At 73.4% G+C, this 24,288-nt stretch carries 19 protein-coding genes; 13 read left to right on the top strand and 6 right to left on the bottom strand.

The annotated features are described in order from the left end of the window. The first annotated feature begins 19 nt into the window (after nt 1–19). The 10 genes from EAO77_RS22300 to EAO77_RS22255 all read left to right on the top strand — a co-directional run bounded on the left by EAO77_RS22300 (nt 20) and on the right by EAO77_RS22255 (nt 13,549). Nucleotides 20–601, top strand: coding sequence for a TMEM165/GDT1 family protein (locus EAO77_RS22300; protein WP_147990077.1), 582 nt, complete (start codon nt 20–22; stop codon nt 599–601). A gap of 112 nt (nt 602–713) precedes the next feature. After that, on the top strand, nt 714–938 hold the full coding sequence (locus EAO77_RS22295; protein ID WP_147990076.1) for a hypothetical protein: 225 nt from the start codon (nt 714–716) through the stop codon (nt 936–938). Nucleotides 939–1,145: 207 nt separating this feature from the next. After that, on the top strand, nt 1,146–2,012 hold the full coding sequence (locus EAO77_RS22290) for an FG-GAP repeat domain-containing protein (protein WP_147990075.1): 867 nt from the start codon (nt 1,146–1,148) through the stop codon (nt 2,010–2,012). Nucleotides 2,013–2,119: 107 nt separating this feature from the next. Next, nucleotides 2,120–2,506: a hypothetical protein gene (locus EAO77_RS22285; protein ID WP_147990074.1), complete on the top strand. Its 387-nt coding sequence runs from the start codon at nt 2,120–2,122 to the stop codon at nt 2,504–2,506. 101 nt (nt 2,507–2,607) lie between these two features. Continuing rightward, on the top strand, nt 2,608–2,934 hold the full coding sequence (locus EAO77_RS22280) for a plasmid stabilization protein (protein ID WP_147990073.1): 327 nt from the start codon (nt 2,608–2,610) through the stop codon (nt 2,932–2,934). Nucleotides 2,935–3,031: 97 nt separating this feature from the next. Beyond that, complete coding sequence (locus EAO77_RS22275) at nt 3,032–3,838, top strand: SDR family oxidoreductase (RefSeq protein WP_147990072.1); 807 nt, start codon at nt 3,032–3,034, stop codon at nt 3,836–3,838. A 109-nt stretch (nt 3,839–3,947) separates the two neighbouring features. Beyond that, complete coding sequence (locus tag EAO77_RS22270; RefSeq protein ID WP_187283361.1) at nt 3,948–7,169, top strand: non-ribosomal peptide synthetase; 3,222 nt, start codon at nt 3,948–3,950, stop codon at nt 7,167–7,169. Between the two features lie 40 nt (nt 7,170–7,209). Beyond that, complete coding sequence (locus EAO77_RS22265) at nt 7,210–8,733, top strand: GMC family oxidoreductase (RefSeq protein WP_187283360.1); 1,524 nt, start codon at nt 7,210–7,212, stop codon at nt 8,731–8,733. Next, entirely contained in the window at nt 8,721–9,539 is an 819-nt protein-coding gene (locus EAO77_RS22260) for a thioesterase II family protein (protein WP_147990069.1), read from the top strand. The genes EAO77_RS22265 and EAO77_RS22260 overlap by 13 nt, the downstream gene beginning before the upstream one ends. Further along, nucleotides 9,536–13,549, top strand: coding sequence for a non-ribosomal peptide synthetase (locus tag EAO77_RS22255; RefSeq protein ID WP_147990068.1), 4,014 nt, complete (start codon nt 9,536–9,538; stop codon nt 13,547–13,549). Before EAO77_RS22260 ends, EAO77_RS22255 begins: the two co-directional genes overlap by 4 nt. 40 nt (nt 13,550–13,589) lie before the next feature. On the opposite strand, the gene EAO77_RS22250 is transcribed toward EAO77_RS22255, so the two are convergent. Genes EAO77_RS22250 through EAO77_RS22240 form a run of 3 tightly spaced genes read right to left on the bottom strand, consistent with a single transcriptional unit; the run spans nt 13,590 to nt 16,311 of the window. Next, nucleotides 13,590–14,453, bottom strand: coding sequence for an ABC transporter permease (locus EAO77_RS22250; protein ID WP_147990067.1), 864 nt, complete (start codon nt 14,451–14,453; stop codon nt 13,590–13,592). 18 nt (nt 14,454–14,471) lie between these two features. Next, a complete protein-coding gene (locus EAO77_RS22245; RefSeq protein WP_222723692.1) occupies nt 14,472–15,326 on the bottom strand; it encodes an ABC transporter permease in 855 nt (284 codons plus the stop codon). Continuing rightward, nucleotides 15,319–16,311 carry an ATP-binding cassette domain-containing protein gene (locus EAO77_RS22240; protein ID WP_147990066.1) on the bottom strand — a complete coding sequence of 331 codons (993 nt, stop codon included), beginning with the start codon at nt 16,309–16,311 and terminating at the stop codon, nt 15,319–15,321. The genes EAO77_RS22245 and EAO77_RS22240 overlap by 8 nt, the downstream gene beginning before the upstream one ends. Before the next feature lie 149 nt (nt 16,312–16,460). Between EAO77_RS22240 and EAO77_RS22235 the strand changes: the two genes are divergently transcribed. Then, nucleotides 16,461–17,168: a TetR/AcrR family transcriptional regulator gene (locus EAO77_RS22235; protein ID WP_147990065.1), complete on the top strand. Its 708-nt coding sequence runs from the start codon at nt 16,461–16,463 to the stop codon at nt 17,166–17,168. 42 nt (nt 17,169–17,210) lie between these two features. Here EAO77_RS22235 and EAO77_RS22230 read toward each other — a convergent pair whose 3' ends face one another. The 3 genes from EAO77_RS22230 to EAO77_RS22220 all read right to left on the bottom strand — a co-directional run bounded on the left by EAO77_RS22230 (nt 17,211) and on the right by EAO77_RS22220 (nt 20,446). Beyond that, the gene (locus EAO77_RS22230; protein ID WP_147990064.1) at nt 17,211–18,395 is read right to left on the bottom strand and encodes a macrolide family glycosyltransferase; all 1,185 of its coding nucleotides are present in this window, start codon (nt 18,393–18,395) and stop codon (nt 17,211–17,213) included. Between the two features lie 13 nt (nt 18,396–18,408). Beyond that, nucleotides 18,409–19,191: a class I SAM-dependent methyltransferase gene (locus tag EAO77_RS22225; protein WP_147990063.1), complete on the bottom strand. Its 783-nt coding sequence runs from the start codon at nt 19,189–19,191 to the stop codon at nt 18,409–18,411. A gap of 76 nt (nt 19,192–19,267) precedes the next feature. Next, nucleotides 19,268–20,446, bottom strand: a complete 1,179-nt coding sequence (locus EAO77_RS22220) for an FAD-dependent oxidoreductase (protein ID WP_187283359.1) — start codon at nt 20,444–20,446, stop codon at nt 19,268–19,270. Nucleotides 20,447–20,822: 376 nt separating this feature from the next. Here EAO77_RS22220 and EAO77_RS22215 point away from each other — a divergent pair, with 376 nt between their 5' ends. Then, nucleotides 20,823–22,502: a SagB family peptide dehydrogenase gene (locus tag EAO77_RS22215; RefSeq protein ID WP_147990061.1), complete on the top strand. Its 1,680-nt coding sequence runs from the start codon at nt 20,823–20,825 to the stop codon at nt 22,500–22,502. Between the two features lie 273 nt (nt 22,503–22,775). After that, nucleotides 22,776–24,284 carry a vanadium-dependent haloperoxidase gene (locus tag EAO77_RS22210; protein WP_147990060.1) on the top strand — a complete coding sequence of 503 codons (1,509 nt, stop codon included), beginning with the start codon at nt 22,776–22,778 and terminating at the stop codon, nt 24,282–24,284. Nucleotides 24,285–24,288: the final 4 nt, after the last annotated feature.

The raw sequence follows: 24,288 nt of genomic DNA, 5'->3' as shown, positions 1-24,288 counted from the left end.
CCCAGCAGAAAGCAAGGGAATGACCTTCGACCCCCTGGCGATCCTCACCGCCTTCGGGCTGATCTTCCTCGCGGAACTCCCCGACAAGACCATGTTCGCCTCCTTGGCCATGGGCACCCGGATGCGGCCGCTGTACGTGTGGTTCGGCACCTCCACGGCCTTCGTCGTGCACGTCGTCATCGCGGTCGGCGCCGGCAGTCTGCTCGGCCTGCTCCCCGAGATGGCCGTCAAGCTCGTCTCGGCGGCCCTGTTCGCGTTCGGCGCGTTCGTCCTGCTGCGGGGCGGGGACGACGAGGACGAAGAGGGCGGGGCGAAGACCGTCACCGGGTTCTGGCCCGTCTACACCACCGCCTTCACGGCCGTCTTCATCAGCGAATGGGGCGACCTCACGCAGATCACCACCGCCAATCTCGCCGCCACCAACGGCTGGCTGTCGACCGCGATCGGCTCCGCGCTCGCCCTGATGTCGGTCTCCGCCCTCGCCCTGCTGGTGGGCCGCTTCATCGCGCAGCGCGTTCCCCTGAGGACCGTCCAGCGCATCGGCGCCCTGTGCATGGCCGGACTCGCCGTCTGGACCCTCGTCGAGGCCTTCACCGTCTGACGCACCGGGCACGCACCGGGCACGCACCGCGCACGGCCGGCGCGCCCGCCGCCCCGCCGGGGGCGGCGGGTGCGGTGGCCCGCCCCGGCGGTCGCGGCGCAGCCTGGGACGTATGAGAACTGCGCCGATCATCGTGCACAGGCCCTCCGGGTCGGGGGGCCGGCGGGTCACCGTCCACACCCAGGGGCGCGACGAGATCCTCGGGACCGCCTACTCGGACCACGATCTGGTCGTGTTCCTGGAGGCCGCCGGGATCCTCGATCCGGAGACGGTGCTGGACGACCCGCGCTGGGTGGAGTGGCGAGGCGGCCGCGCACACCACTGGAGCGCTGCCTGATCCGCTCCCTCGCGGGCCTGGCACCGGCCCACCGGAGCCACGGCCGGCGACGGGCCCGCAGCGGGGCCCCACGGCGGTGCCGGGCGCGGCCCTCCGCGCACACCGGCCCGTGGCGGCGGGGGTCTACGCCGCGCGGAAACCTTGTGAGAGGCTGCTGATCATCGGGGCCGTGCGACACGGCCGTCGGGGACACGGCAGGGGGTTTCCATGATCATCGGTCGGCGCCGGCATGTGCTCAGGGGCGCGTTCGTGGCCACCGCCGCAGCGGTTGTCCTGGCCGCGACGGCCGTGAGCGCCCTCGCCGCGGGCGGGGCACCGGGCGGAGGGGCGGAGACCCCCCACTTCTCGATGAAGGGGGTCCACCGGCAGACCTCTGAGCCGTACCTGTACGTCCCCGACCGCGAGGGCGGCTTCGAACCCCGGGAGCACGTGGCCGTCGGCTACGGCACCTTCGCCGATTCGATCGACGTGGACAACGACGGGGACGGCTGGAGCGACGGCACCTGGAACCTGTACAAGGACGGGACGCTCGACTACGGCTGGACCGACGACCGGCTCGCGTACCACAGCAAGCAGGTCGGCACGGGCTGGGACGTCTACACGGCGGTCCTGTCCCCCGGGGACCTCGGCGGCGCCGCGGAGGCCGACCTCGTCGGCCGTGACGAGGACGGCGTCCTGTGGGTGCACCTCGCCCGCCCGGACGGCTCCCTCACGGCACGCACCCGTGTCGGCGGGGGCTGGGGCGTGTACACGCAGCTCGCCGGCCAGGGCGACCTCACCGGCGACGGCAGGGCCGACATCGTCGCCCGGGACGCCTCCGGCGTCCTGTGGCTCCACCCGGGCACCGGGGACCGCAAGGCCCCCTTCGCGCCCCGCACGCCCGTCGGCGGCGGCTGGAACGCGTACGACCGGCTGCTGTCGGTCGGCGACCTCGACGCGGACGGCACGGCGGACCTGGTCGCACGCAAGCCGAACGGCGAGCTGTACCGGTACCCCGGCACGGGCGAGGCCCCGGCCGTCCTCGGGAAGCCGGTCAGGATCGGCCAGGGGTTCCAGATCTACGACCTGCTCTAGCCGGCGCGGCGCCCGCCCCTGGGGACGCAGGACTACTTCGCCCGAATCCGGACACTGCATACGAGAGGCAGGCAAAGGGGGCGTTCCGGAAGGGAGCAGGTGAGGACATGTCCCACCAGTCGAAGTCATCCGATTCCTCGCACGGCGAGGGGCCGAGCAGGCACGGAGGCGCCCAGCACGGCTGGTCGCCGGACGTGGACGAGACGCGCCGGCAGGACAACCCGAGCGCCCACCGCTCCTTCCACCCGGAGCGGCACGCCCCGGAGAAGGGCCCCGGCAGGAAGGTGTCCGAGGAGGAGAGGAAGGGCGTCCCCGGGGACACCGTCCCGAGCACGAGCGAGCGCGGCGAGAACCAGGAACAGGGGTCCGGCGAGAAGGGCATGCACTCCACCGGGCGCCGCGGCCGCTCGCAGCGGCCCAGCGGGACGAAGGACGCCTCGGCGTCCACCGGCGTGGACCCCCAGGACCCGCCCGGCACACGCAGCGGCGGCTGAACCCCGCGCACCGGCGGGCCCGCATGCGCGCGGGCGGGCCGGGAACCCGGGAAACGCAAGCGGTCACAGCACCGGACGGAGCGATCACATCGGAGGCCGTCATGCCGGCAGGATCGAGCGCCAAGAGGGAACGGCAGTACGAGCACATCAAGGACAGTGCCGAGCAACGGGGCGAGTCCACCGGCCGCGCGAAGGAGATCGCCGCCCGCACGGTCAACAAGGAACGCGCCCGGTCCGGCGAGTCGAGGACCGCGAGCAGGACCTCGACGAAGGACCCGAAGTCGGCCTCGCAGCGCGGCGGCGAGCGCTCCCACCGGGGCGCCCAGGGCCCCACCAGGGACCAGCTGTACGAAGAGGCGAAGAAGAAGAACATCGAAGGGCGCTCCTCGATGAACAAGCAGGAGCTGCGCAAGGCACTCGGCCGCTGACCGCCCGGGTGCGGGGCCGATCGGCCGTCCCCGCACCCGGCGCCCGTTCCGCGACGCCGACGCCCGTCCGGGGCGCCGGCCCGGCGAAGGAGACCCCATGTCCGACGTGTACACGGGCCGGCGGGTGGCGGTCGTCACCGGGGCGGATTCCGGCATCGGCCGCGCCTGCGCCGTCCGGCTGGCCGCCCTGGGGATGGACGTCGGCATCACCTTCCACTCCGACGAACGAGGGGCGGAGGAGACCGCCCGCGAAGTGGGGGAGCACGGCCGGCAGGCCGTCGTCGAGCACTGCGACCTGACCGTCCTGCCGGACGCGGCGGACGTCGTGGACGTCTTCGCCCGCGAGCTGGGACGCGTCGACGTGCTCGTGAACAACGCCGGCACGGGGACGGCCACCCCGTTCCTCGACCTCGAACTCGCCACCGTGCAGCGGGTGCTGGACGTCGACCTCGTCGGGCCGCTGCTCTGCTCGCAGCGGGCCGCCCGGCACATGATCGAGCAGGGGGACGGCGGCAGGATCGTCAACATCACCTCGGTGCACGAGCATGCGCCCCGCGTGGGCGCCGCCCCCTACTGCGCGGCGAAAGGGGGCCTGGGCCTCCTGACCCAGGTGATGGCACTCGAACTCGCGGAACACGGCATCACCGTCAACGCGGTCGCGCCCGGGGAGATCGCCACGCCCATGACCGGACAGACCGACACGGACGTCCGCGGCGAGGAACGCCCCGGCGTGCCGCTGCGGCGCCCCGGCGACGCGCGCGAGGTGGCCTCGGTCGTGGCCTTCCTGGCCGGCGACGACGCGTCGTACGTCACCGGCGCCTCATGGCCCGTGGACGGCGGCATGCTCCGCATGGGCCCGATGGCGGGATCCCATCTCGGCGACGACACCTGGCGGACGCCGTAGGGAGGCCGTCGCGGCAGCCCCCGCCGGCCGGGGCGGGGCCGGCGCCCTCACCCCGCGGCTGCGCGACGACCTGCGCGCCCACCGCGACGACCTGGTGGCCATGCTCCGGATGTCCGCGGCGCCCGCGGCGCCCGCCCTGGTGCCGCGCCCGGAGGAACGCCACGAGCCCTTCCCGCTGACCGACATCCAGCACGCCTACTGGGTGGGGCGCGGCTCCGCCGTCGAACTCGGCGGCGTCTCCACCCACATCTACTTCGAACTCGAACGCACCGGACTCGACACCGACCGCCTGGAGCGCAGCCTGCGCGCGGTCATCGCCCGGCACGACATGCTGCGGGCCGTCATCGCGCCGGACGGCCGGCAGCGCGTCCTCGCGGAGGTGCCCGCCTACCGGCTGCCCGTCGCCGACCTCAGCGGGCTCGCCGAGGAGAAGCGGGAGCAGGAGATCCTGCGCACCCGGCAGGAGATGGACCACCAGGTGCTGCCGGCGGACCGCTGGCCGCTCTTCGACATCCGCGCCACCCGGCTCGACGCCGGACGGCTGCGGCTGCACATCAGCCTGGACACCCTGATCCTCGACGGCTACAGCATGTACCTGCTCTTCCAGGACTGGCGCCGCTTCTACGAGGACCCCCACTGGTCGCCCGAGCCGCTGGAGCTGAGCTACCGCGACCATGTGCTGGCGGAGACGGCGGCCCAGGACTCGGACCGCTACCGTGCGGCCGAGGCGTACTGGCTGGACCGTCTCGACAGCCTGCCCGCCGCGCCCGCGCTGCCCCTCGCCGTGCAGCCCGCCACGATCGGCCGTCCCGAGTTCTCCCACCGCGGGGGCAGGCTGGAGCCGGAGCGGTGGACGGCGCTGAAGGAGCGCGCCCGGCAGGCGGGGGTGACCCCGTCGGCCGTGCTCATGACCGCCTACGCCGACGTGCTGCGGACCTGGTCCACCGAGCCGGACTTCACCCTGGACCTGACCCTCTTCAACCGTCCCCAGTCCCACCCGCGGATGGGCGAACTCATCGGCGACTTCACCTCCGTGTCGCTCCTCGCGGTCACCGCACGGGCCGAGGAGTCCTTCGGCGACCGGGTGCGCCGTCTCCAGCAGCAGCTCATGCGCGACCTGGAGCACCCGGAGTTCAGCGGGGTGCGGGTGCTGCGCGAGCGGACCCGCCGGGGCGGCGGCGGCCCCGGCGCGTCGATGCCCGTGGTCTTCACCAGTGCCCTGGTGCTCGGCAGCGGGGGAGCGGACCCGTCGGAGGGCATCCGCTTCTTCGGCGACGAGGTGTACGGCATCACCCAGACCCCCCAGGTCTGGCTCGACCACCAGGTCACCGAGGAACGCGGCGCCCTGCTGTACAACTGGGACGCCGTCGAGGCGCTCTTCCCGGCCGGTCTGCTGGACGACATGTTCGCCGCCTACCGCACGCTGCTGGACCGGCTCGCCGCCGACCCGGACGCCTGGACCCGCACCGGCCCGGACGGCCGGCTTCCCGACTGGCAGCGCGCCGAGCGGGACGCCGCCAACGACACCGCCGAGCCGATCCCCGCCCGCACCCTGGGCGATCTCGTCGTCTCCCGCGCCCTCGGCCGGCCCGACGCGGTCGCCGTCGTCGACGAGCGCGGCTCCCACAGCTACGCCGACATCCTGGCCGGCGCCTCACGGCTGGCCCGCCGCCTCGTCCGACTCGGCGCGCGCCGCGACACCCTGACCGCCGTCGTCATGGAACGCGGCGCCGGGCAGGTCATGGCCGTGCTCGCCGTCGCCCTGTCGGGCGGCGCCTACCTGCCGATCAGCCCCGACTGGCCGGCTGCCCGGCGGCACCGGCTCATCGAACGCGGCGCGGCACGGATCGCCGTGACGGACCGCGCCGGCCGGGACGGGCTCGACTGGCCCGAGGGCGTCCACGTCGTCACCCCCGACGACCCCGAGGTGCGCGCGGCCGACCCGACGCCTCCCGAGGCCGGCGTCGCGCCGGGCGACCTGGCGTACGTCATCTTCACGTCCGGCTCCACCGGCGAGCCGAAGGGCGTGATGATCGACCACGGCGCCGCCGCCAACACCGTGCAGGACATCAACCGGCGCTTCGCCGTCGGCCCGGCCGACCGGATCCTCGCCCTGTCGGCCCTCAGCTTCGACCTCTCGGTGTACGACGTCTTCGGCGCACTGGCCGCCGGCGCCGCCGTGGTCTTCCCGTCCCCCGGCCAGGCACACGACCCGCTGCACTGGGACGCCCTCGTGCGCCGCCACGGCGTGACCGTCTGGAATTCGGTCCCGGCCCTGATGCAGGCGATGACCGAGGCCCGCGCCGCGGCGCCGGACGGGGCACCGGCCGGCTCCCCGCTGCGCCTGGTGCTCCTGAGCGGCGACTGGATACCCGTCACGCTCCCGGACGCGGTCCGCGCCCAGCACCCCGGGGCGCGGGTCGTCGGCCTCGGCGGCGCCACCGAGGCGTCGATCTGGTCCGTGCACCACCCCATCGGCGAGGTGCCGCCGGAGTGGACCCGGATCCCCTACGGCAAGCCGCTGGCCAACCAGACCCTGTACGTCCTCGACGCGCATCTGGCGCCCTGTCCGGTCTGGACCACCGGGGAGATCTGGATCGGCGGCAGCGGTGTGGCCCGCGGCTACTGGGCGGCACCCGAACTGACCGCCGAGCGCTTCGTCGTCCACCCGGCGACCGGCGAACGGCTCTACCGGACGGGCGATCTCGGACGCTACCTGCCCGGCGGGGACATCGACTTCCTCGGACGCGCCGACTTCCAGGTGAAGCTCAACGGCTACCGCATCGAACTCGGCGAGGTCGAGGCCGCGCTGCGCTCGGCGCCGGACGTCACCGAGGCGCTCGCCGGGGTGGAACGCAACCCCTCCACCGGGCGGCGCCAGCTCGTCGCCCACGTGGTGCGCCCCGCCGGGGCGCCCGGCACCGCGGACGCCGCCGCCGTCCGCGCCGCCGTGGAGAAGCTGCTGCCGGACTACATGGTCCCGCAGCACATCCTCTTCGTCGACGCGGTGCCGCTCAGCGCCAACGGCAAGGTGGACCGCTCCGCGCTGCCGGTGCCGTGGGCCTCGCTGGCGCCCGAGGAGCAGACCGCGCCCCGCGACGAGCTGGAGACGCGGCTGATGCGGATGTGGACCGAGGTGCTCGAACGGGAGGACTTCGGCGTCGACGACAACTTCTTCGAACTCGGGGGCGACTCGCTGCACGCCGTCCTCATCCTCACCAGGATCCGGGAGGAGATCGGGCTCTCGGACGACACCGAGGACGACCTGGGGCTGCTCTTCGAGTGCCCCACCATCGCCGAACTCGCCGGCCGGCTCGCCGCCGGGCGATGACGCCGTGCCGGACGACGCGACACAAGGGAGGGCGAACGCCGTGGACACCGTCGAGGGCCACTGGGACGAGGTGATCGTCGGCGCCGGCTCGGCCGGCGCGGCCCTCGCGGGCAGGCTGTCCGAGGACCCCGGCCGCCGGGTGCTGCTGCTGGAGGCCGGGCCCGACGGGCGGGTCGCCGGCTCCCCGGACAACCCGGTGCTGTCGGGGGCCAACTGGGACCATTCGGCGTACGTCGGCCTGCGGGGCGGCGACGGACGCCGCTACCCCTACGCCGTCGGCAGGGCCGTGGGCGGTTCCTCGGCCGTCAACGGTGCCCTCGCGCTGCGCGGCCTGGCGTCCGACTTCGACGCCTGGGCGGCCGCGGGCAACCCGGACTGGTCCTGGGAGAACGTGCTGCCGCACTTCGTCCGGCTGGAGGCCGACGCGGACTTCAAGGGTCCCGCCCACGGCGTCGAGGGCCCCGTGCCGGTCCGCCGGCTTCCCGAGGACGCCTACGGGCCGCTGTCCCGCGGCTTCCTCGCCGCCTGCCGCGACCTCGGCGTGCCGGCCGCCGCCGACCTGAACGACCCCGGCTGCACGGCCGGCGCCGGGCCGATACCGCGCAACGAGGCCGGCGGCCGGCGCGTGTCCACCGCCGAGGCCTACCTCGCGCCCGCCCGGTCCCGGCCGTCGCTCACCGTCGCGGCGGACTGCCAGGTGAACCGGGTCCTCTTCGACGGCGACACCGCGGTCGGCGTGGAGGCCGTGCGGGACGGGCGGCCCCTGCGCATCGGCGCGGACCGCGTCACGCTCTCCGCCGGGGCCGTCGGCACCCCCGCCCTCCTGCTGCGGTCCGGCGTCGGCCCCGCGGGCGACCTCGGCAGGCTGGGCATCCGCCCGGTGGCCGATCTGCCGGGCGTCGGCGCCAACCTCATGGAGCATCCGCTGGTCGCGCTGTGGGCGCTGCCCGCCGAAGGCGCCACCGGCGCGGGGGAGGCCATGCACCAGGTGCTCGCGCGGGTGGCGGACGCCGACGGCGTCCCCGAGCTCAACCTGACCCTGGTCAACGCCGTCACCGGCCTCGACGTGCCCGGGATGGCCGGCGTGCTGCGCGGCCGCACCGCCTTCTCGCTGCACGCCTCGCTGCTGTCGCCCCGCTCGCGCGGACGCGTCACCCTCGGTGCGCCCGACGGCCCGCCGGTGATCGAACTCGGGCTCGCCGGCGACCCCCAGGACGTGGCACGCCTGATGGCCGGCGTCCGGATGCTGTGGTCCGCCGTCACCGGCGAGCACCTCGCCCCGCTGACGGAACGTCTCTTCCTGTGGACCGACAGGACCGTCCGCGACGACGACCTGCTGCGGCGCGCGGTCACCCGCTTCGTCTGCCCGTCCTGGCACCCGGCGGGCACGGCCGCGATGGGCCCGGCCTCCCGGCGCGAGGCGGTCGTCGACCAACGGCTGCGGGTGCACGGGCTGAGCGGTCTGCGCGTGGTGGACGCCTCCGTGATGCCCACCGTCCCCGCGGCGCCGGTCAACCTCAGCGCCATCATGCTCGGCGAGAGGGCGGCGTCGTGGAGCCGCTGACGTCCCGCCCCGCCCCTGCGGCACGCGACCGCGGACGGCGGGGCGACTGGTGCGTGCGCTGGGCCGACTCCGGCGACGCCCCCCTGCGGCTCTTCTGCCTCCCGCACACGGGCGGCGGCGCCGCGCTCTACCGGCACTGGGCCGAGCGCCTCGCCCCGCGGGCCGACGTGCTGGCCATCCGGCTCCCCGGCCGGGAGAAGCGGTTCACCGAGATGCCCTACCGCTGCCTCGACGAGCTCACCGGCGCACTCGCCGACGCCGTCGAACCGCTGCTCGACCGGCCGTACGCCTGGTTCGGCCACAGCATGGGCGCGCTGATCGGCTACGAGATGTGCCGCCGGCTGCGCGACCGCGACGTCAGACCCCCCGAGCTGCTCATCGCCTCGGGCCGGCGTGCCCCCCATCTGCCGTCCCGGCAGCCCGCCGTGCACGCCGCGCCCCAGCGCGAACTCGTCGACCACCTGCGGGAGCTGAACGGCACCCCCGCCGCGGTGCTCGACAGCGCCGCGGCCCTGTCCGCGCTGCTGCCGATGGTGCGCGCCGACTTCGCCGTCTCCGAGACCTACCGGTGGCGGGCCGGACGCCCGCTCGACTGCCCCGTGGCCGTCTTCGGCGGCCGGGACGACCCGCTGGCGACGCCCGGCGAACTGGCCCGCTGGCAGCAGCACACCACCGCGGGGGCCGAGGTCCGGCTCTTCGACGGCGGTCACTTCTATCTGCACGAGGGCGCCCGGGAACAGGTCCTGTCCGCGCTCGCCGCACACCTGCCCGCGCCGAGCGGCGCATTCACCGGGAGGCAGCAGTGAACCCCACGGAACCCCACCGGACACCCGCCGCGCCCGCCGCGCCGGGGGACCCCTTTCCGCTGACCGATCTCCAGGCGGCCTACCTGGTCGGATCGAGCCCGCTCATGGAGCTCGGAGGATTCCGGCCCGTCCTGTACACGGAGATGGACGTCGTCGGCTTCGACCCCCGCGCCGCGAGCCGCGCCGTCGACCTGCTGATCGCCCGGCACGAACACCTGCGCACCGTGATGTCCGAGGAGGGGCAGCGGGTCCTCGGCCCCGGCGAGGTGACGCCGTTCCGGCTGCGCACCGCCGATCTGACGGCCCTGGCCCCGGCCGAGCGGGAGGCGGAACTCCGTCGCACCCGGGAGCGCATGCGCGACGAGGGCCCCGCGCCCACCGGGTGGCCGCTGTTCGAGATCACCGCCAACCGGGTGCGGCGGCACCGCACCCGGGTGCACTTCGCGATGAGTCTGCTGCTGCTCGACTCGGCGAGCACCCGCAGGCTCCAGGCCGAGTGGTGGGCGCTGTACCGCGATCCGGACGCCGAACTGCCGGAGGTGTCCGGCACGTTCCGGGAGAGCGTCCTCGCCCGCGCCGCCGACGAGTCCACCCCCGCGCACCAGGAGCACTGGCGCTACTGGGAGGAACGCCTCGACACACTGCCCGGCGCTCCGCGGCTGCCGCTCGCCCGCCCGGAGAGCAGCATCGCCTCGGCCCGCCTCACCCGCCGCTCCTGCGTGCTCGGCCCCGGCGAATGGCAGCGCCTGCGCGCCAACTTCCGCGCCCACCGCGTCCTTCCGACGACCGGACTGCTGCACGTGTACGCCGAGATCCTCGGCGCCTGGGCGGCGGAGCCCGGCTTCTGCGTGAACGTGCTGCACCAGAACTGGGTGACGCGCCGCCCCGAGGCGGCCGGGGTGGTCGGCCAGTTCAGCGCCACGCTGCCGCTGGAGGTGGACCTGACCCGGTCCCCGGACTTCTTCGCCCGCGCCGCCGCGCTGCAGAAGCGCCTGTGGGAGGACATGCGCCACTCCGACGTGAGCGCGATCCGGGTGACCCGCGAACTGGCCGCCCGGCGCGGCTGGACGTCGCGCGCCGCCCTGCCGTACGTCTTCAACAGCATGCTGGAGCCGGCGGAACGCCCCGCCGGGGGACGCGGTTTCTGCCGCACCGTGACCTCCGCCCTGCGCACCCCGCAGGTCCTCGTCGACCAGCAGGTCAAGGACGCCCCCGGGGGCGGAGTCGAGTGCGTCTGGGACACCGTCGACGAGGCGTTCCCCGACGGGATGGCGGACGCCATGTTCGACGCCTACCGGCGCATGCTCGCGCACCTCGCCGCCCCCGGCGGCGCCGACACCCCGCCCGAGGCGCCGGGCGCGGCCCACCGCGCACTGGTCGCGACGCTCAACGCGACCGGGGCCGAGCCCCCGGCCGGCCGGCTGGAGGACGGCTTCCTGCGGACGGCTTCCGCGCGGCCGGGCCGCCCCGCCGTGCTCACCGCGCACCGCACCCTCACCTACGGGGAACTCGAGGAGACGTCACGGGCGGTGGCCCACTGGCTCGCCGGCCGGGGCATCGGGCCCGGCGACACGGTGCCCGTGGTCATGGCCAAGGGGTGGGAGCAGGTCGCCGCCGTCCTCGGTGTGCTCCGTTCGGGCGCCGCCTACTGCCCCGTGGCGGCGGACCTGCCGCCGGCGCGGATCGGCCGCCTGCTGGACGCGTGCGCCGCACGGGCCGTGCTCGTCCAGTCCGGCACCGCGCCGGGGGCCGCGGTCCTCGGGGACCGGCCCGCCCTGCCCGTGGACCGGGTCGCCGCCGGCGGGCCGCCGCTCACGGCGCGCACCGGGGCGCCGGGCGACCTGGCCTACGTCATCCACACCTCGGGGTCGACCGGCGACCCCAAGGGCGTCATGATCTCGCACGGCGCGGCGCTGAACACCGTCGCCGACATCAACCGCCGGCTGCGCCTCGTCTCCGGCGACCGGGTCTTCGGCATCTCCTCGCTCAGCTTCGACCTGTCGGTCTGGGACGTGTTCGGCACCCTCGCCGCCGGCGCCGCCCTCGTGTTGCCGGAGGCCACCGGGCGCCCCGATCCCGAGGGCTGGGCACGGGCGGCCGCCGCGCACGGTGCGACCGTGTGGAACTCCGTCCCCGCGCTGGCCGAGATGCTGGTCGAGGTCCTCGCCCAGCCGCCGGCGGCGGACCTGCCGCCGCTGCGCGCCTTCCTGCTGAGCGGCGACTGGATCCCCGTCACCCTTCCCGACCGGATGCGCGCCCTGTGGGACGGCGTGCGGGTGCTGGCGCTCGGCGGGGCGACCGAGGCGGCCATCTGGTCCAACTGGTTCGAGGTGGGACGGGTGGACCCGTCCTGGCGCAGCATCCCGTACGGCACCCCGCTCGACGGGCAGACCATGCGGGTGCTCGACCACGACATGCGGGTCAGGGCGCCGTGGGCCACCGGCCGCATCCACATCGGCGGAGCGGGTCTCGCCGACGGGTACGCGGGCGACCCGGAGCGCACCGCCGAACGCTTCGTGCGCGATCCGCACACCGGTGAACGGCTCTACTGGACGGGCGACCTGGGCCGCTACTGGCCCGACGGCACCATCGAGTTCCTCGGCCGGGAGGACCGCCAGGTCCAGATCCAGGGCTTCCGCGTCGAGCCGGGCGAGGTCGAGGCCGCCGTGCGCAGCCACCCGGACGTCGCCGAGTGCGTGGTCTGCGCGGCGCCCTCGCCGGGCGGGGCGCTGCGTCTGGTGTCCCTGGTGGTGCCCGAGGAGGGCGCGGCCACCGACGCGCCGCGGATCCTGGAGCATCTGCGGGAGCGGCTGCCCGCCTACATGGTGCCCGGACAGCTGGGTGTCGTGGACCGGCTTCCGCTGACCGCCAACGGCAAGGTCGACACCGGCCGGATCGCGGCGCTGCTGTCGGCGCCCGCGGCGGGCGCCGCGGACGGACCGCCGCCGGACGACAAGGTCGTGCGCCGCCTCGCCGAACTGTGGGAGGAACTGCTGGACGTCGGCCAGGTGGGCCCGGACAGCGATTTCTTCGCCCTCGGCGGCAACTCGCTCCTCGCGCTGCGGCTGGTCAACCGGGTGCGCACCGAACTGGGCACGGCCGTCCCCTTCGGCAGGATCTTCGAGTCGCCCACGCTGCGCGCGTTCGCCGCGGCCGTGCACGAAGGCGCCGGACCCGCGCCCTGCGCGGTCACGCTCCACGAGGGCACGGGCCCGGCCGGCGCGCCGCCGCTCGTGCTGTTCCATCCGGTCGGCGGTTCGGTGGCCTCCTACCGGGATCTGGCACAGGTCTGGCCCGGTCCGGTGCACGCCTTCCAGAGCCGGATGCTCGTCGAGGGCTCCGGCGCCGCGGGCGACGCCGATCTGGAGACGATGGCCGCCGCCTATGTGCGGGAGCTGCGCGCGCTGGTGCCCGAGGGCCCGTATCTCCTGGGCGGCTGGTCGATGGGCGGGGTGCTCGCCTACGAGGCGGCCCGGCAGCTGACCGCCGAGGGCCACGACTGCCGTGTGGTGATGATCGACGCGCTGGTGGCCGAGGGCCGGCAGCCGCGCGGCGAGGCCGCACGGCTCGTCGAGTTCCTGGGGGACCTGGCGGGCGGACGTCCGCCGGCCGGGCTGGCCGCCGCCGTCCACGGGGCGGCCGGGGGAGACGTCCTCGGTGCGGCCAGGGCCGCGGCCGTCGCGCACGGGCTGCTCCCTCCGGAGGTCGACCGGGACCAGTTCGCACGGCTGGCGGGCGTCCACGCCCACAACCTGTCGGTGCTGGCCGCCTACCGTCCGTCCCCCTGCGACGTGCCCGCCCTGCTGTTCGTCGCGCGGGCCCGGCAGGGGGACGTGCACGAACCGGGGGCTCAGTGGCGGGCGCTGTGCCCGCGGACCGAGGTCGAGTTCCTGGACGGGGACCACTACTCGGTCGTCGCGGACGGAGGACTCCGGGCCGTCGGCGGGAGCGTCATCCGTTGGCTGGCCGGTACGGGGGATGCCCGGCACAGCGTCTCGGACGGGGGTTGACGCCGTTTCGCCGACGGCCCGGAGGGTCAGGGGGCCGGTGTCAGTACCGGCCCAGGGTGCCCCGCCGCCTGGCCACGTGCTCCAGCCGGCCGAAGAGGACCACGCCGACGCCGACCAGCAGGAGGGGCTGGAGGATCACCCACCACAGCCCCCAGCCGGTCTGGAGGTCCAGCAGGGAGTGGCCGCCGACCAGGATGTCGCGGATGGCCTCGATGCCCGGGGCGATCGGCACCAGCAGCCGGCTGAGGAACGCGGTGACGTCCGGCATGTTGTCCAGCGGGACGAAGGTGCCGCCGGCGATGAACCAGATCGCCATCGAGAACTGCGTGATGATCTCGATGCGCTTGAAGACCAGGGTCAGTCCGCACAGGATCAGCGCCAGCCCGCAGGTGCCGAGCACGATGGACGCCAGCGGCAGCAGGATCTGCAGGTCGAAGGGTGTGTCCCCGCCGCGTGCCTCGATGGTGATCACACCGACCACGAGCACCGACAGCGCGCTCGGCAGGGCCGAGACCACCGCGGCGACCTGTCGGCCGAGGATCAGCGTCCAGGACGGCAGCGGCGTCAGATAGGTCTGCTCCAGCACACCCGACTGCATGTCGCCGAGGTAGCTCCAGAAGGCCCGGTTCACCTGTTCGTGGATGAACGTCAGCGACACCATGCCGAGCAGTCCCGGCAGCAGCAGTTCGTCCTTCAGCTGGCCCTTCCCCATGAACAGGACGAGCAGCAGGAAGAAGATCGGGAAGGTGATCATCTGGATCACCACCTCGCGCCAGCCGGCGGCGAAGTTCAGCAGTCCCTTGTGCACCTCGTTCTTGAAGCCGTTGTAGTACGTGGCGGCGCCTGGCCGGCCGGCGGCCGGGGCCGGGCCGACGCGGTCGGCGATGGGAGTGAGCGTCGTCATGACAGGTCCCCGCTCATGTCAGTACTGGCCGAGCCGGCCGTCGCGGACGGCACGGCGTTGGTTACGGGCGAAGATCCACCCTCCGAAGAGGACGAGCGCGAACGTGTACGCCAGCAGCCACGGCAGCGTCCCGTCCGACCAGATGTCCCCGAGCGACGCCCCGTCGAAGAGGACCTTCGTCGTCGCCTCGATCCCGAGCGTGGTCGGCAGGAAGCGCGCCACCATCGCCAGCCAGTCCGGGTAGAGACCGAGCGGCATCATCGAGCCGTTCAGCAGGATGACGAGCGAGGTGAACAGCGAGTGCAGGGCGCCGACCATCGGCGAGTTGATCGCGATGGCGGCGAGCACGAAGGTGAACGCCAGCACGTTGACCACGACGAGCGCGTAGGGGATCAGCGCCGCGAGCTTCAGCGGGATCGTCACACCGGTCACCAGCATGGGCACCAGGGTGGCGACCACGGCGACCATCAGGCCCATCAGGGAGGCCGTGAACAGCCGCCCCATCATGAACACCCACGGGGGAGCGGGCGACATGTGGCTCTGGGCGTACGTCCCGCCGCGCTTCTCCTCGACCAGGTCCGCCACCATGACGAGGCTGCCGTAGTGCAGGAACCAGTAGCCGCTGATGGCGACCAGGGTCTCCGGGATCAGGTCGCGGCGCAGTTCGCCCTGGCCCATCACGTACTGCATGCCGAGGTACAGCACCGTGCTGATGGTCAGCATGATGATGTGGCCGACGGGGTGGGCGAGCTGGGACAGGAGACCCTTGCGGATCTCGGCGCCCAGCACGCTCATCCCGGTGCGCGGGGTGAGCTTCCAGCCGACCGCCGGGCGGGCGGCGCGCTGCGCGGGGAGGGGGGCGAGGCTAGTCATGGGCGGGCGCCTTGATGAGACCCATGAACACGTCCTCGAGGTCGGGTGCCACCTGGGAGAGCGACTGCACCACGGCGTGCTGCTCGCGGAGCCGGTCGACCAGCGTGTAGATCTCCTGGGGCTCGGCCACCCGGCCGGTGACGATCGTGGCGCCTTCGACGCTCTTGGCGGTGAAACCGGCCGGCAGCGAGAGCTCCGGCAGATCGCCCTCGACGCGGACCTCGTAGGCGTCGCGCTCGCGGAACTGCGACAGCAGCTGCTCGGTGGACATGTCGGCGATGACCTGTCCCTTGCGGATGACCGCCACCCGGTCGCACAGCTCCTCCACCACGTTCATCTGGTGGGTGGTGAGCAGGACCGTCTTGCCGCGCTCGCGTGACAGCGTGCGGATCCACTCCATGACGGTGCGGGTCGCCTCGACGTCCAGGCCGAGGGTGGGCTCGTCGAGCAGCACGATGGGCGGGTCGGCGATGAGCGCGGTGGCCACCGCGACCTTCTGCTGCATGCCGCGGGAGTAGCCGCCGACCTTCTCGTCCCGGCGGTCCCAGAGGTCGAGGCCCTTGAGCAGCTCCTCGGCGCGCACCTGGACGTCGGCGCTGCGCATGCCCTTGAGACGGCCGAAGTACTGGAGGTTCTGCCATGCGGTCAGGGTCCAGTAGACGTTCCGGGAGCCCTCCAGGACCGCGCCGAACTGCTGCATCGCGGCGGAGCGCTGCTTGGTGACGTCGTAGCCGTTCAGCAGGGTCCTGCCGGAGGTGGCGGACAGCAGTCCCGCCAGGATCTTGATCGTGGTGGTCTTCCCCGCGCCGTTGGGGCCCAGGAAGCCGAAGACCGTGCCGGCCGGGACCGACAGGGACACGTTGTCGACGGACGGCGTGTCGGACGAGCCGTACGTCTTGGTCAGCCCGCTGATCTCGATCGCGGGGGTTGCGGTGACGTCTCCCGGCCGGCCGGGGCCCGCCGGTGCCTGGGTCTGGGTACTCACATTCGCACCTTCATCGCGTTAACACTGCGCCGAAACGAGAACACTGTTCACTTTGCAGCTCGCTGTACTCTACTGTCAAGCATGTTCTCGCAGAGTGCTGCTCGTGGAATGCTGGGACACAGGTCGGAACCGAGTGACTGGGCAGGCGGATGGCAACGAACTGGCGTGAGAAGCGGCGGGCGTCCGCCGTGGCCGAGATCAAGGACGTGGCCAAGGAGCTGCTGGTCAAGGGGGGTCCGGGCGCGGTGTCCCTGCGGGCCATCTCACGCGAGATGGGCATGACGCCCTCGGCGCTCTACCGGTACTACCCGAGCCTGGAGGCGCTGCTCGCGGACGTGCGCAGCGACCTCTTCAAGGAGCTGGGCGCCGTCACCACCCTCGCCCGCGACGGCGTTCCCGGCAAGGACCCGCTGCCGCGCCTGCTGGCGATGGCCCGCGCCTTCCGGGACTGGGGGCTGGAGCACCGTGCCGAGTTCGGGCTGATGCTCGGACCGCCGCCCCCCGGCGCCGAACAGGGCGACTCGCCCGAGCCGGACTACGCGCCGGCCTGCGTGGGCGTGACCTTCCTCGGCGAGATCGCCGAGCTCGACCGGCGCGGCCAGCTGCGCACCCCGCCCGTCGAACTCATCGAGGACCGCCTCGCCCCGGGCCTGCGGGACTACCTGGAGGGACAGGAAGGGCTCCCCCTCCCGGTCATCTTCGCCTTCCTGGCCGCCTGGGCACGGCTCTACGGCATCATCGCCATGGAGATCTTCGGCCACATGGACTGGGCGGTGACCGACAGCGGCGCCCTCTTCGAGACCGAGCTCATCAACTTCGCGCAGCAGCTGTCGGGCACCGACTACGACGGCTCCTGAACCTCCCGGTCCAGCAGCCGCCGCGGCCGGTCCCTCCCGCGCCTACGCGGCGCCGTCGATGTGCGCCAGGATCTCGGCCGCGGCGCGCACCGCGCCGCCCGAGGCGAGGACATGGCTCTGCATGTCCCGGGTGGCGGCCGCCGCGGACTCGTCGGAGGTGAGGTCGAGCACCGCCGCGCGCACCGCCTTCGCGGAGGCCTCCTCCCTGCCGATCATCCGCCCCACGTTGAACTCCTCCAGCTGGCGCGCCAGTCCGTCCGCCGCCGCCAGCTGGGGCAGCACCACCAGCGGGGTGCCCGTGTGCAGCGCGTGCATCACGGTGCCCGTACCGCCGGAGCACACCATCAGCCGCGCGTGCTCCAGCACCGCCTGGAAGGGCACCCACGGATGCACCTCCACGTCCGGCGGCAGCGGCCCCAGGGAGGCCGTGTCGACACCGGGCCCCACCGCGACCACCACGTGCCACGGCAGGTCCTCGAACGCCTCGATGCACATCCGGAAGAGCTCCGGCTGCTGGTTGAAGCTGGTGCCCAGGGACAGCAGCGCCACCGGCTTCCCGCTCGCCGGCGGCTGCCAGTCGCCCTCCAGCGACTTGGTCCGCAGGCACGGCCCGACGAAGCGGAACCTGTCGTCGGTCTCGGCGTCGACGTACCCGAACCGCTTCGGATAGAAGACGATCTTCAGCGCCTCCGGGTCGCCCTTCAGCCCGTGGAAGCCGAACGCCGGGTCGACGCCGTTCATCGCGGCGAAGCGGTGCATCTCCGCGGTCAGTTCGGCATAGGCTGCGTCGCCGACGGCGGCCGGTGTGACGTGCTGGCTGACGCAGCCCACCGGGAACAGCCGGACCGCCGGGACCTGCCACTTCTCGGCCAGCAGCTCGCCGATCCACCGCACGTAGCCGTCGTAGACGACGGCGTCCGGGCGGTCGCCGGCGAAGTGCGCGTCGAACAGGGGCGTGGTGTGGATCCCCTCGCGCACGCCGCTCAGCAGGACCTTGGCCAGCCAGTTCTCGGTGCCGGCCGGGAAGTCCCGCTGCACGTCGATGGTGGATTCGTACGGGACGACGTCCGCGCCCGTGGACGCCACGTCGTCGGCGTGGGCCGCGGTCGCCGGATAGCTCACGCGGTGGCCCTGGCGCACCAGCTCCTCGACGACCGCGAGCGTGGGCATCAGATGCCCGGGGGCGGGGACGTTGAAGAAGGCGATGTGCCGCCTGCGACTGCTCACGGGGGGACCTCCCTCAGCCACGCCGGCCACGGATCGACACGAACTCGTGGCTGCGGACGACCATCGCCGGGTCGTGCATCGAGGCGAGGAACAGGTCGATGTCCGCGGCGTCGAAGCCCGCCTCGATCATGGCGTCGCGCTTCTGGCTGACGTTGTTCTCGAAGAGGCGGCAGCCGTGGCCGCCGCCCGTCCAGCTCTGGTAGTGCCACTGGGTGCGCACGTCGGTCAGCCCGGCGTCGAGCATGGTGGCGTGCACCTCGTGGCCCCAGGCGCCGTGCGTGTGACGCGCCGTCATCACGTCGTACAGGCCGTCCAGCACCCGCACGAACGCCTCCGCGTGCTTCTCGCTGGGCGCCGAGACGACCTTGGGTGCCGAGCGGACGAACTCGCCCAGCAGGAGCCAGCCGCCGGGCTTGAGGGAACCGGCCAGCTGGTGCACGAACTCCACCCGGTTCTCCAGGTGGTGGGTCAGCAGCCGGGCGTGCACCAGGTCGAACGGGCCCTCGGCGGGCAGCGGCTCACCCGTGCTCAGGTCCTGGGTGTATATGGAGACGTTGGGGGCGGGCGCCACCATGTGGGTGTCCTGGTCGACGGCGGCGACGCTGCCCGACTCGCCGGCGATCTGGGACAGCATCCGGGTCACCGAGCCGCCGCCCGCGCCCAGGTCGAGGAAGCGGCCGCCCGGGGCCGGTGCGATCTCGGCGAGTTCGGCGCGGGTGAAGGGGTCGAGGAACTCCTCCAGCGGGCTCAGCTGCGCGGGGACGTTGTGGAACACGTAGTCGGCGAGGTTGGTCATCGTTGTCCTTCGTCGTGGTAGGAACCGGCGTCGCGGTGCGGGGCGGATGGCGCTGCTGTCGGTGGTGCTGCGGGACTCAAGGGCTGAAGCTGAACAGCTCCTTGTCCCGGTAGGTCTCCTCGCGGCGCTTCATGGAACTGATCAGCGCGTCGCGGATCCGGCCCACCAGGGGGTTCGTGGTGTGCCCCAGCCGGGCGAGCAGCCGGGAGTGCTGGACGATCTTGTTGGCGCGACGGGACCTGACCCGCCCGTACAGGCGCAGCGCGGCCGGGACGTCCTGCTCGGCCAGCAGGCAGGCCAGCGTCGCGACGTCCTCCAGCGCCATGTTGGCGCCCTGCCCGAGCACCGGGCCGATCGGATGCGCGGCGTCCCCGAGCAGCACGAGCCGGCCGGTGTGGTAGCGCTTCAGCGGGGGGCAGTCGTGGACGTCGGTGACGACCATGTCCTCCAGCGCGCAGGAGGCGACGGTCTCCGGCAGCGGGGACGACCAGCCGCCCCACAGCTCCAGCAGGTCCGCCTTGGCCTGCTCCACCGGCTTGGCCGGCCAGACGTGCTCGGGGGAGTTCACCGTCGCGGTCCAGAACAGCCGGGTGTCGTCGAACGCCTCGGCGAAGAAGTGGCCGCCCGGGCCGACGAAGACGAAGCCGTCGCCGTGCTGCGGGGGCCGCTTGGAGATGCCGCGGACGGAGGTGAACCCGAGGTACCGCGGCGGCACCTCCCCCGCCACGATGCCGCGCAGGGTGGAGCGCACACCGTCCGCGCCGACGACCACGTCACCGGTGACGGTGCGCCCGTCGGCCAGGGTCAGGCTCGCGGTCCGCCCGTCGGTGGCCGCCCCGACCACGGCGGCCTGGTGATGCACCGTCACGGGCGCGGGGCCCGGGCGGCTCACCGCGTCGGCCAGGATCCGGTGGAGGTCGGCCCGGAGGATGCCGATCATGGGGGCGCCCCACTTGGCGGGGAAGTTACCGACCTCCCGGCTCTTCAGGAGTCTGCCCTCCGAGGACATGATGGGCATGTCGCCGGCGTGGCTCTCGCTGGACCAGCCGGCCCGGCGCACGGCCTCGCCGAGCCCGGCGCTGATCCGGTCCACCGATTTCACGCCGTTGGGCGTCAGTTCGATGCCCGAGCCGGTATTCCCGAAGCCTCTGGCGCGTTCGAAGACCTCGACGGCGATGCCGCGTTCGCGCAGGGCGACGGCGAGGGCGAGCCCGCCTATCCCCCCGCCGGCGACGAGTACTTTGATCGACTTCATTTCCGAGTCTCCCGAGCTGATGCCCCCGGCCCGGTCAAGAGCGGGGACGAGCTGTCTTCTGCCACGTTCAACACCACCGCCCGCCGGGGTGCGCAGGGCGGCGAATCGAGCCCGGACGTCCGTCCGGGAGGTAGTGGAGCGGCTTTTCCCGCGATTACCTGGTGCTGCGACGTACTTTCCCGGGAGAGGGGTGGCTCCCTTGTGTATTAAGGGGCATTTTCGCATGTGGCGGGCGGTGCGAGAATATCCCAAATTGCTTTGTCGGGCGGGTTGGTTCCGGTCTTGTGGGCCCTGCCGCGGCGCGGCTATCGTCACCAATTCCGAAGCGGCACAGATGAATTCCTGGACAATCCGCGGACCGAGGACGGGTGACGGAATGACGACATTGGCGCGGGCGGACGGCACGGAGGGCGCGGCGGAGCGCCGGCACTCCCTGCACGTGGCGCTCGACAAGGACGAGGCGGCGGCGGAACGCCTGCTGCTCGGCACCGTCGCCCCCTGGGCGGCCGCGCGCGAGGCGGCCGGTGACGTCGGCGGCTGGTTCGCCGAGCGGACGGACGAGGACGGCGGGCGTCTCACGGTCCACGTGTGGGCACCGGACGGCCGCGCCGTCGCGGCGCTCGGCGAGGCGCTCCGTGCCGCGGTGCCCGATCCGGCGGCCGTCGCCGAGGGCCCGGACGGTGTCCGGCCCGGCCCGGCAGCCGCCCTGTTCGGCGGCGACGAGGGGTTCGCCCGCTGCGTGCCGCACCTCGCCCGCACCGCGCGGACCGCCCTCGCCGCCCTGCGGGCCGCACCGTCGCGCGAGAAGCGCCTGCGTGCCGCGGCCGCGCTGCTGCTCGCCTCCGCGACGGCGGCCGATCCGGAGCCCCGGCGCGCGGCGTCCTGGCTGCGCACCCACACCTCCACCCTGGCCGCCGACCGGCACGCGGCGCGCAGCGGTGCGGAGCAGGACCACTTCCGCAACGAGGCCGAATGGCGGCAGCGGCACGCCGCCACCCGGGCCGAACTGGCCCTGCCCGGCACCACGGCCGGGGACTGGTACCGGGACCAGTGCGCGCTGCGGGCCGCCCTCGCGCCCGCGCACGAGGCGGGAGTGCTCACCGCCGCCCCCGGCGAGGTGCTGCGCACCTTCGCCCGGCTGCTGGCGAACCAGCTGGGGCTCACCGCGCAGGACGAGGCGTACGCCGCCTGGCTGGTGTCGATGGACCTGGTCTCCGGCGGTCCCCGGCTGCCCTACTTCGCCGACACCCAGGTGTCCCCGGACCGCCTGCTGCACGAGCACGGCAAGTTCTTCGGCGCCCGGCTCATGGACCAGCGCCCCGACATGCCCGGCGCGACGGCCGAGGGACGCCAGGAGCTCCCGGCGCCGCTCGCGCGCATCGCGCTGGAGCGCCCCGCCGTGCCGGGCGGCGCCCCGCCGTTCGAGGAGGTGCTGCTCGCCCGGCGCAGCGCGTACGGCACCTATCGCGGGCCGTTCACCCTCGGCGACCTGGGTGCCCTGCTCCACTTCTCGGCCGGGGTCACGGCGCACAAGACCATGCCCGGCGCGGACGCCTCGTACCCGGTCCGGCCCTATCCGAGCGGCGGCACCCGCTACCCCCTGCGCGTCCTGCTCTACTGCCACGACGTCGAAGGGCTGGAGCGCGGGACCTACCTCTACGACGCCGCCGGCCACGCACTGGAACTGATCGGCGACCAGGACATCTGCGCCGAGCTGATGCGGATGGCGCCCGCCACCGACCCGAGCGTGGTGTTCCCGCCGAAGGCCGGCGGGAACCTGCACGTCGACGACTGCCCGCTGTGGGTCTTCACGGTCGCGGACCTGACCTTCCAGAGGCTCCACTACGGCCTGCGCTCCTATCGTCTCGTCCTTCAGGAGAGCGGCCACCTCGCGCAGAACCTGGCGCTCGTCGCGACGTGGCTGGGCAAGTCGTCGGTGGGGATCGGGGGTTTCTACGACGACACGGTCAACGCGGCTCTCGGGCTCGACGGCGTCGACTCCTCCGTCGTCTACGTCCACCTCGTCGGCGTGGTGGAGCCCCCCTCCCCGGACTGACCCCGGCCCGGCCCGGGCGGCGGGGAGCCGCACCGAGGGCGGCACACGGACGGGACGGGTCCTCGGACTCGTCCCGTTCCCACGTGACCCCGGTCGCCAGAAGACGTTACTATATGAGGGCTCTAGTGTCTCCCTCTTGTGAATGGGGCAGGGGGGTCGGTGGCGCGCGCCGTGCGCCTGAGCAATCCAGGAGGCGACACCCTGCGTGACCCCTGTGAAGGTCGTGCACCGGCGGCACATCCGCCGTCGTTTTCCGGACAAGGGGGGTTCGCGATGAGCGCATGGACAGTGAACGGAAGACCGGGCACGCCGCGCAGGTCGGTCCTGCTCGGCATCGCCGCCGGGGCCGGCGTGGCCGCCACCGACGGCCTCGGACCGGCCGCCCGCCCGGCGGCCGCCGCAACGCCGAGGCACCACTTCGACTTCGACCGGGGCAACGCCGCGCTGGACGTCTTCGGGCCGGTCTCCGGCGGGCCCGCGCGGGCGGCCGTGGCACCGAGCGACGCCTCGCTGATCATCCGCTTCGCGAACCTGGTGGCCCACGCCTGGTTCGACGCGATCGCGCCGTACCACCCCACCGCGGTGGGCATCCACTCGGATCTCGGACGCCGTCCCGCCTCCGAGGCGGTCACCAACCGCAACAAGAACATCGCGCTGCTCTACGCCACGTACCGGATGTACGAGGTCCTGCTGCCGGGACACCGGCAGCTGTGGCGGGACACCATGGTCTCGGTCGGCATGGACCCCGACGACGCCCGGGAGAACACCGGGTCACCCGTCGGCATCGGCAACCTCGCGGCCCGGCACGTCCTGGAGAGCCGTCTGCACGACGGCATGAACCAGCTCGGCGACCACGGCGGCCGCGAGTACAACCGCCTGCCCTACGCGGACTACACCGGCTACCAGCCGGAGAACTCCGCCTACCGGCTGCGGAACGCGTCCCGGTGGCAGCCGCTCGTGGTGACCAAGGGCAACGGGGTCTTCCAGGTCCAGCAGTTCGTGACGCCCCAGCTCGCCCGGGTGCGGCCCTACTCCTACAGCGACCCGAGCGAATTCCGGGCGCCCGTCCCGCGGGCCAGCGACCACCACAACCGCGCCGAGTACCGGCGCCAGGTGGACGGCATCCTCGCCGCGTCCGCGAATCTGACGGACGAGCAGAAGATGAAGTGCGAGATGTTCGACGACAAGTTCATGAGCCTCGGCGCGGCCGTCGGCTCGGCGTCGGACAGGGCCGGCCTCGACCTCGACGGCTGGGTGCACCTGCACACGGTGGCCGACACGGCCACCTTCGACGCCAGCATCTTCGCCTGGTACAACAAGGTCGTCTACGACGCCGTCCGCCCGCACACCGCGATCCGCCACGTGTACGGACGCCGCCCCGTGCGCGCCTGGGGCGGCCCCGGCAAGGGGACCGTCTCCCTCCCGGCGGACCAGTGGCAGAGCTACCTGGGCACCCCCGACCACCCCGAGTACCCGTCGGGTTCCACCTCGCTGTGCGCCGCCGAGGCGCAGTCGGTCCGCCGGTTCCTGGGGACGGACGCGGTGGACATCAAGGTGACCCGGGCCGTGAACTCCTCGGTCGTCGAACCGGGAGCGACGCCCCGTCAGCCGATGGAACTCCACTGGACCTCCTGGACCGACTGGACCAGGGACTGCGGGCTCAGCAGGTTCTGGGGCGGTGTGCACTTCATGCCGGCCATCGAGGCCTCCTGGACCATGGGCCGCACGATCGGCGACCGGGCGTACGCATTCGTCCGCTCGCACATCGAGGGGGAGGTGTGACGGT

The organism is Streptomyces sp. T39, assembly GCF_008042045.1.
GTDB lineage: Bacteria > Actinomycetota > Actinomycetes > Streptomycetales > Streptomycetaceae > Streptomyces.
The sequence above is the reverse complement of the archived record's forward strand: the minus strand, read 5'-3'. Positions and strand labels throughout refer to the sequence as shown.

What these genes read in the sequence shown, in the direction of transcription:
- EAO77_RS22300 (WP_147990077.1), top strand. Translation starts at nt 20, where the DNA reads ATGACCTTCGACCCCCTGGCGATCCTCACCGCCTTCGGGCTGATCTTC.
- EAO77_RS22295 (WP_147990076.1), top strand. Translation starts at nt 714, where the DNA reads ATGAGAACTGCGCCGATCATCGTGCACAGGCCCTCCGGGTCGGGGGGC.
- EAO77_RS22290 (WP_147990075.1), top strand. Translation starts at nt 1,146, where the DNA reads ATGATCATCGGTCGGCGCCGGCATGTGCTCAGGGGCGCGTTCGTGGCC.
- EAO77_RS22285 (WP_147990074.1), top strand. Translation starts at nt 2,120, where the DNA reads ATGTCCCACCAGTCGAAGTCATCCGATTCCTCGCACGGCGAGGGGCCG.
- EAO77_RS22280 (WP_147990073.1), top strand. Translation starts at nt 2,608, where the DNA reads ATGCCGGCAGGATCGAGCGCCAAGAGGGAACGGCAGTACGAGCACATC.
- EAO77_RS22275 (WP_147990072.1), top strand. Translation starts at nt 3,032, where the DNA reads ATGTCCGACGTGTACACGGGCCGGCGGGTGGCGGTCGTCACCGGGGCG.
- EAO77_RS22270 (WP_187283361.1), top strand. Translation starts at nt 3,948, where the DNA reads ATGTCCGCGGCGCCCGCGGCGCCCGCCCTGGTGCCGCGCCCGGAGGAA.
- EAO77_RS22250 (WP_147990067.1), bottom strand. Translation starts at nt 14,453, where the DNA reads ATGACGACGCTCACTCCCATCGCCGACCGCGTCGGCCCGGCCCCGGCC.
- EAO77_RS22245 (WP_222723692.1), bottom strand. Translation starts at nt 15,326, where the DNA reads ATGACTAGCCTCGCCCCCCTCCCCGCGCAGCGCGCCGCCCGCCCGGCG.
- EAO77_RS22235 (WP_147990065.1), top strand. Translation starts at nt 16,461, where the DNA reads ATGGCAACGAACTGGCGTGAGAAGCGGCGGGCGTCCGCCGTGGCCGAG.
- EAO77_RS22225 (WP_147990063.1), bottom strand. Translation starts at nt 19,191, where the DNA reads ATGACCAACCTCGCCGACTACGTGTTCCACAACGTCCCCGCGCAGCTG.
- EAO77_RS22220 (WP_187283359.1), bottom strand. Translation starts at nt 20,446, where the DNA reads ATGAAGTCGATCAAAGTACTCGTCGCCGGCGGGGGGATAGGCGGGCTC.
- EAO77_RS22215 (WP_147990061.1), top strand. Translation starts at nt 20,823, where the DNA reads ATGACGACATTGGCGCGGGCGGACGGCACGGAGGGCGCGGCGGAGCGC.
- EAO77_RS22210 (WP_147990060.1), top strand. Translation starts at nt 22,776, where the DNA reads ATGAGCGCATGGACAGTGAACGGAAGACCGGGCACGCCGCGCAGGTCG.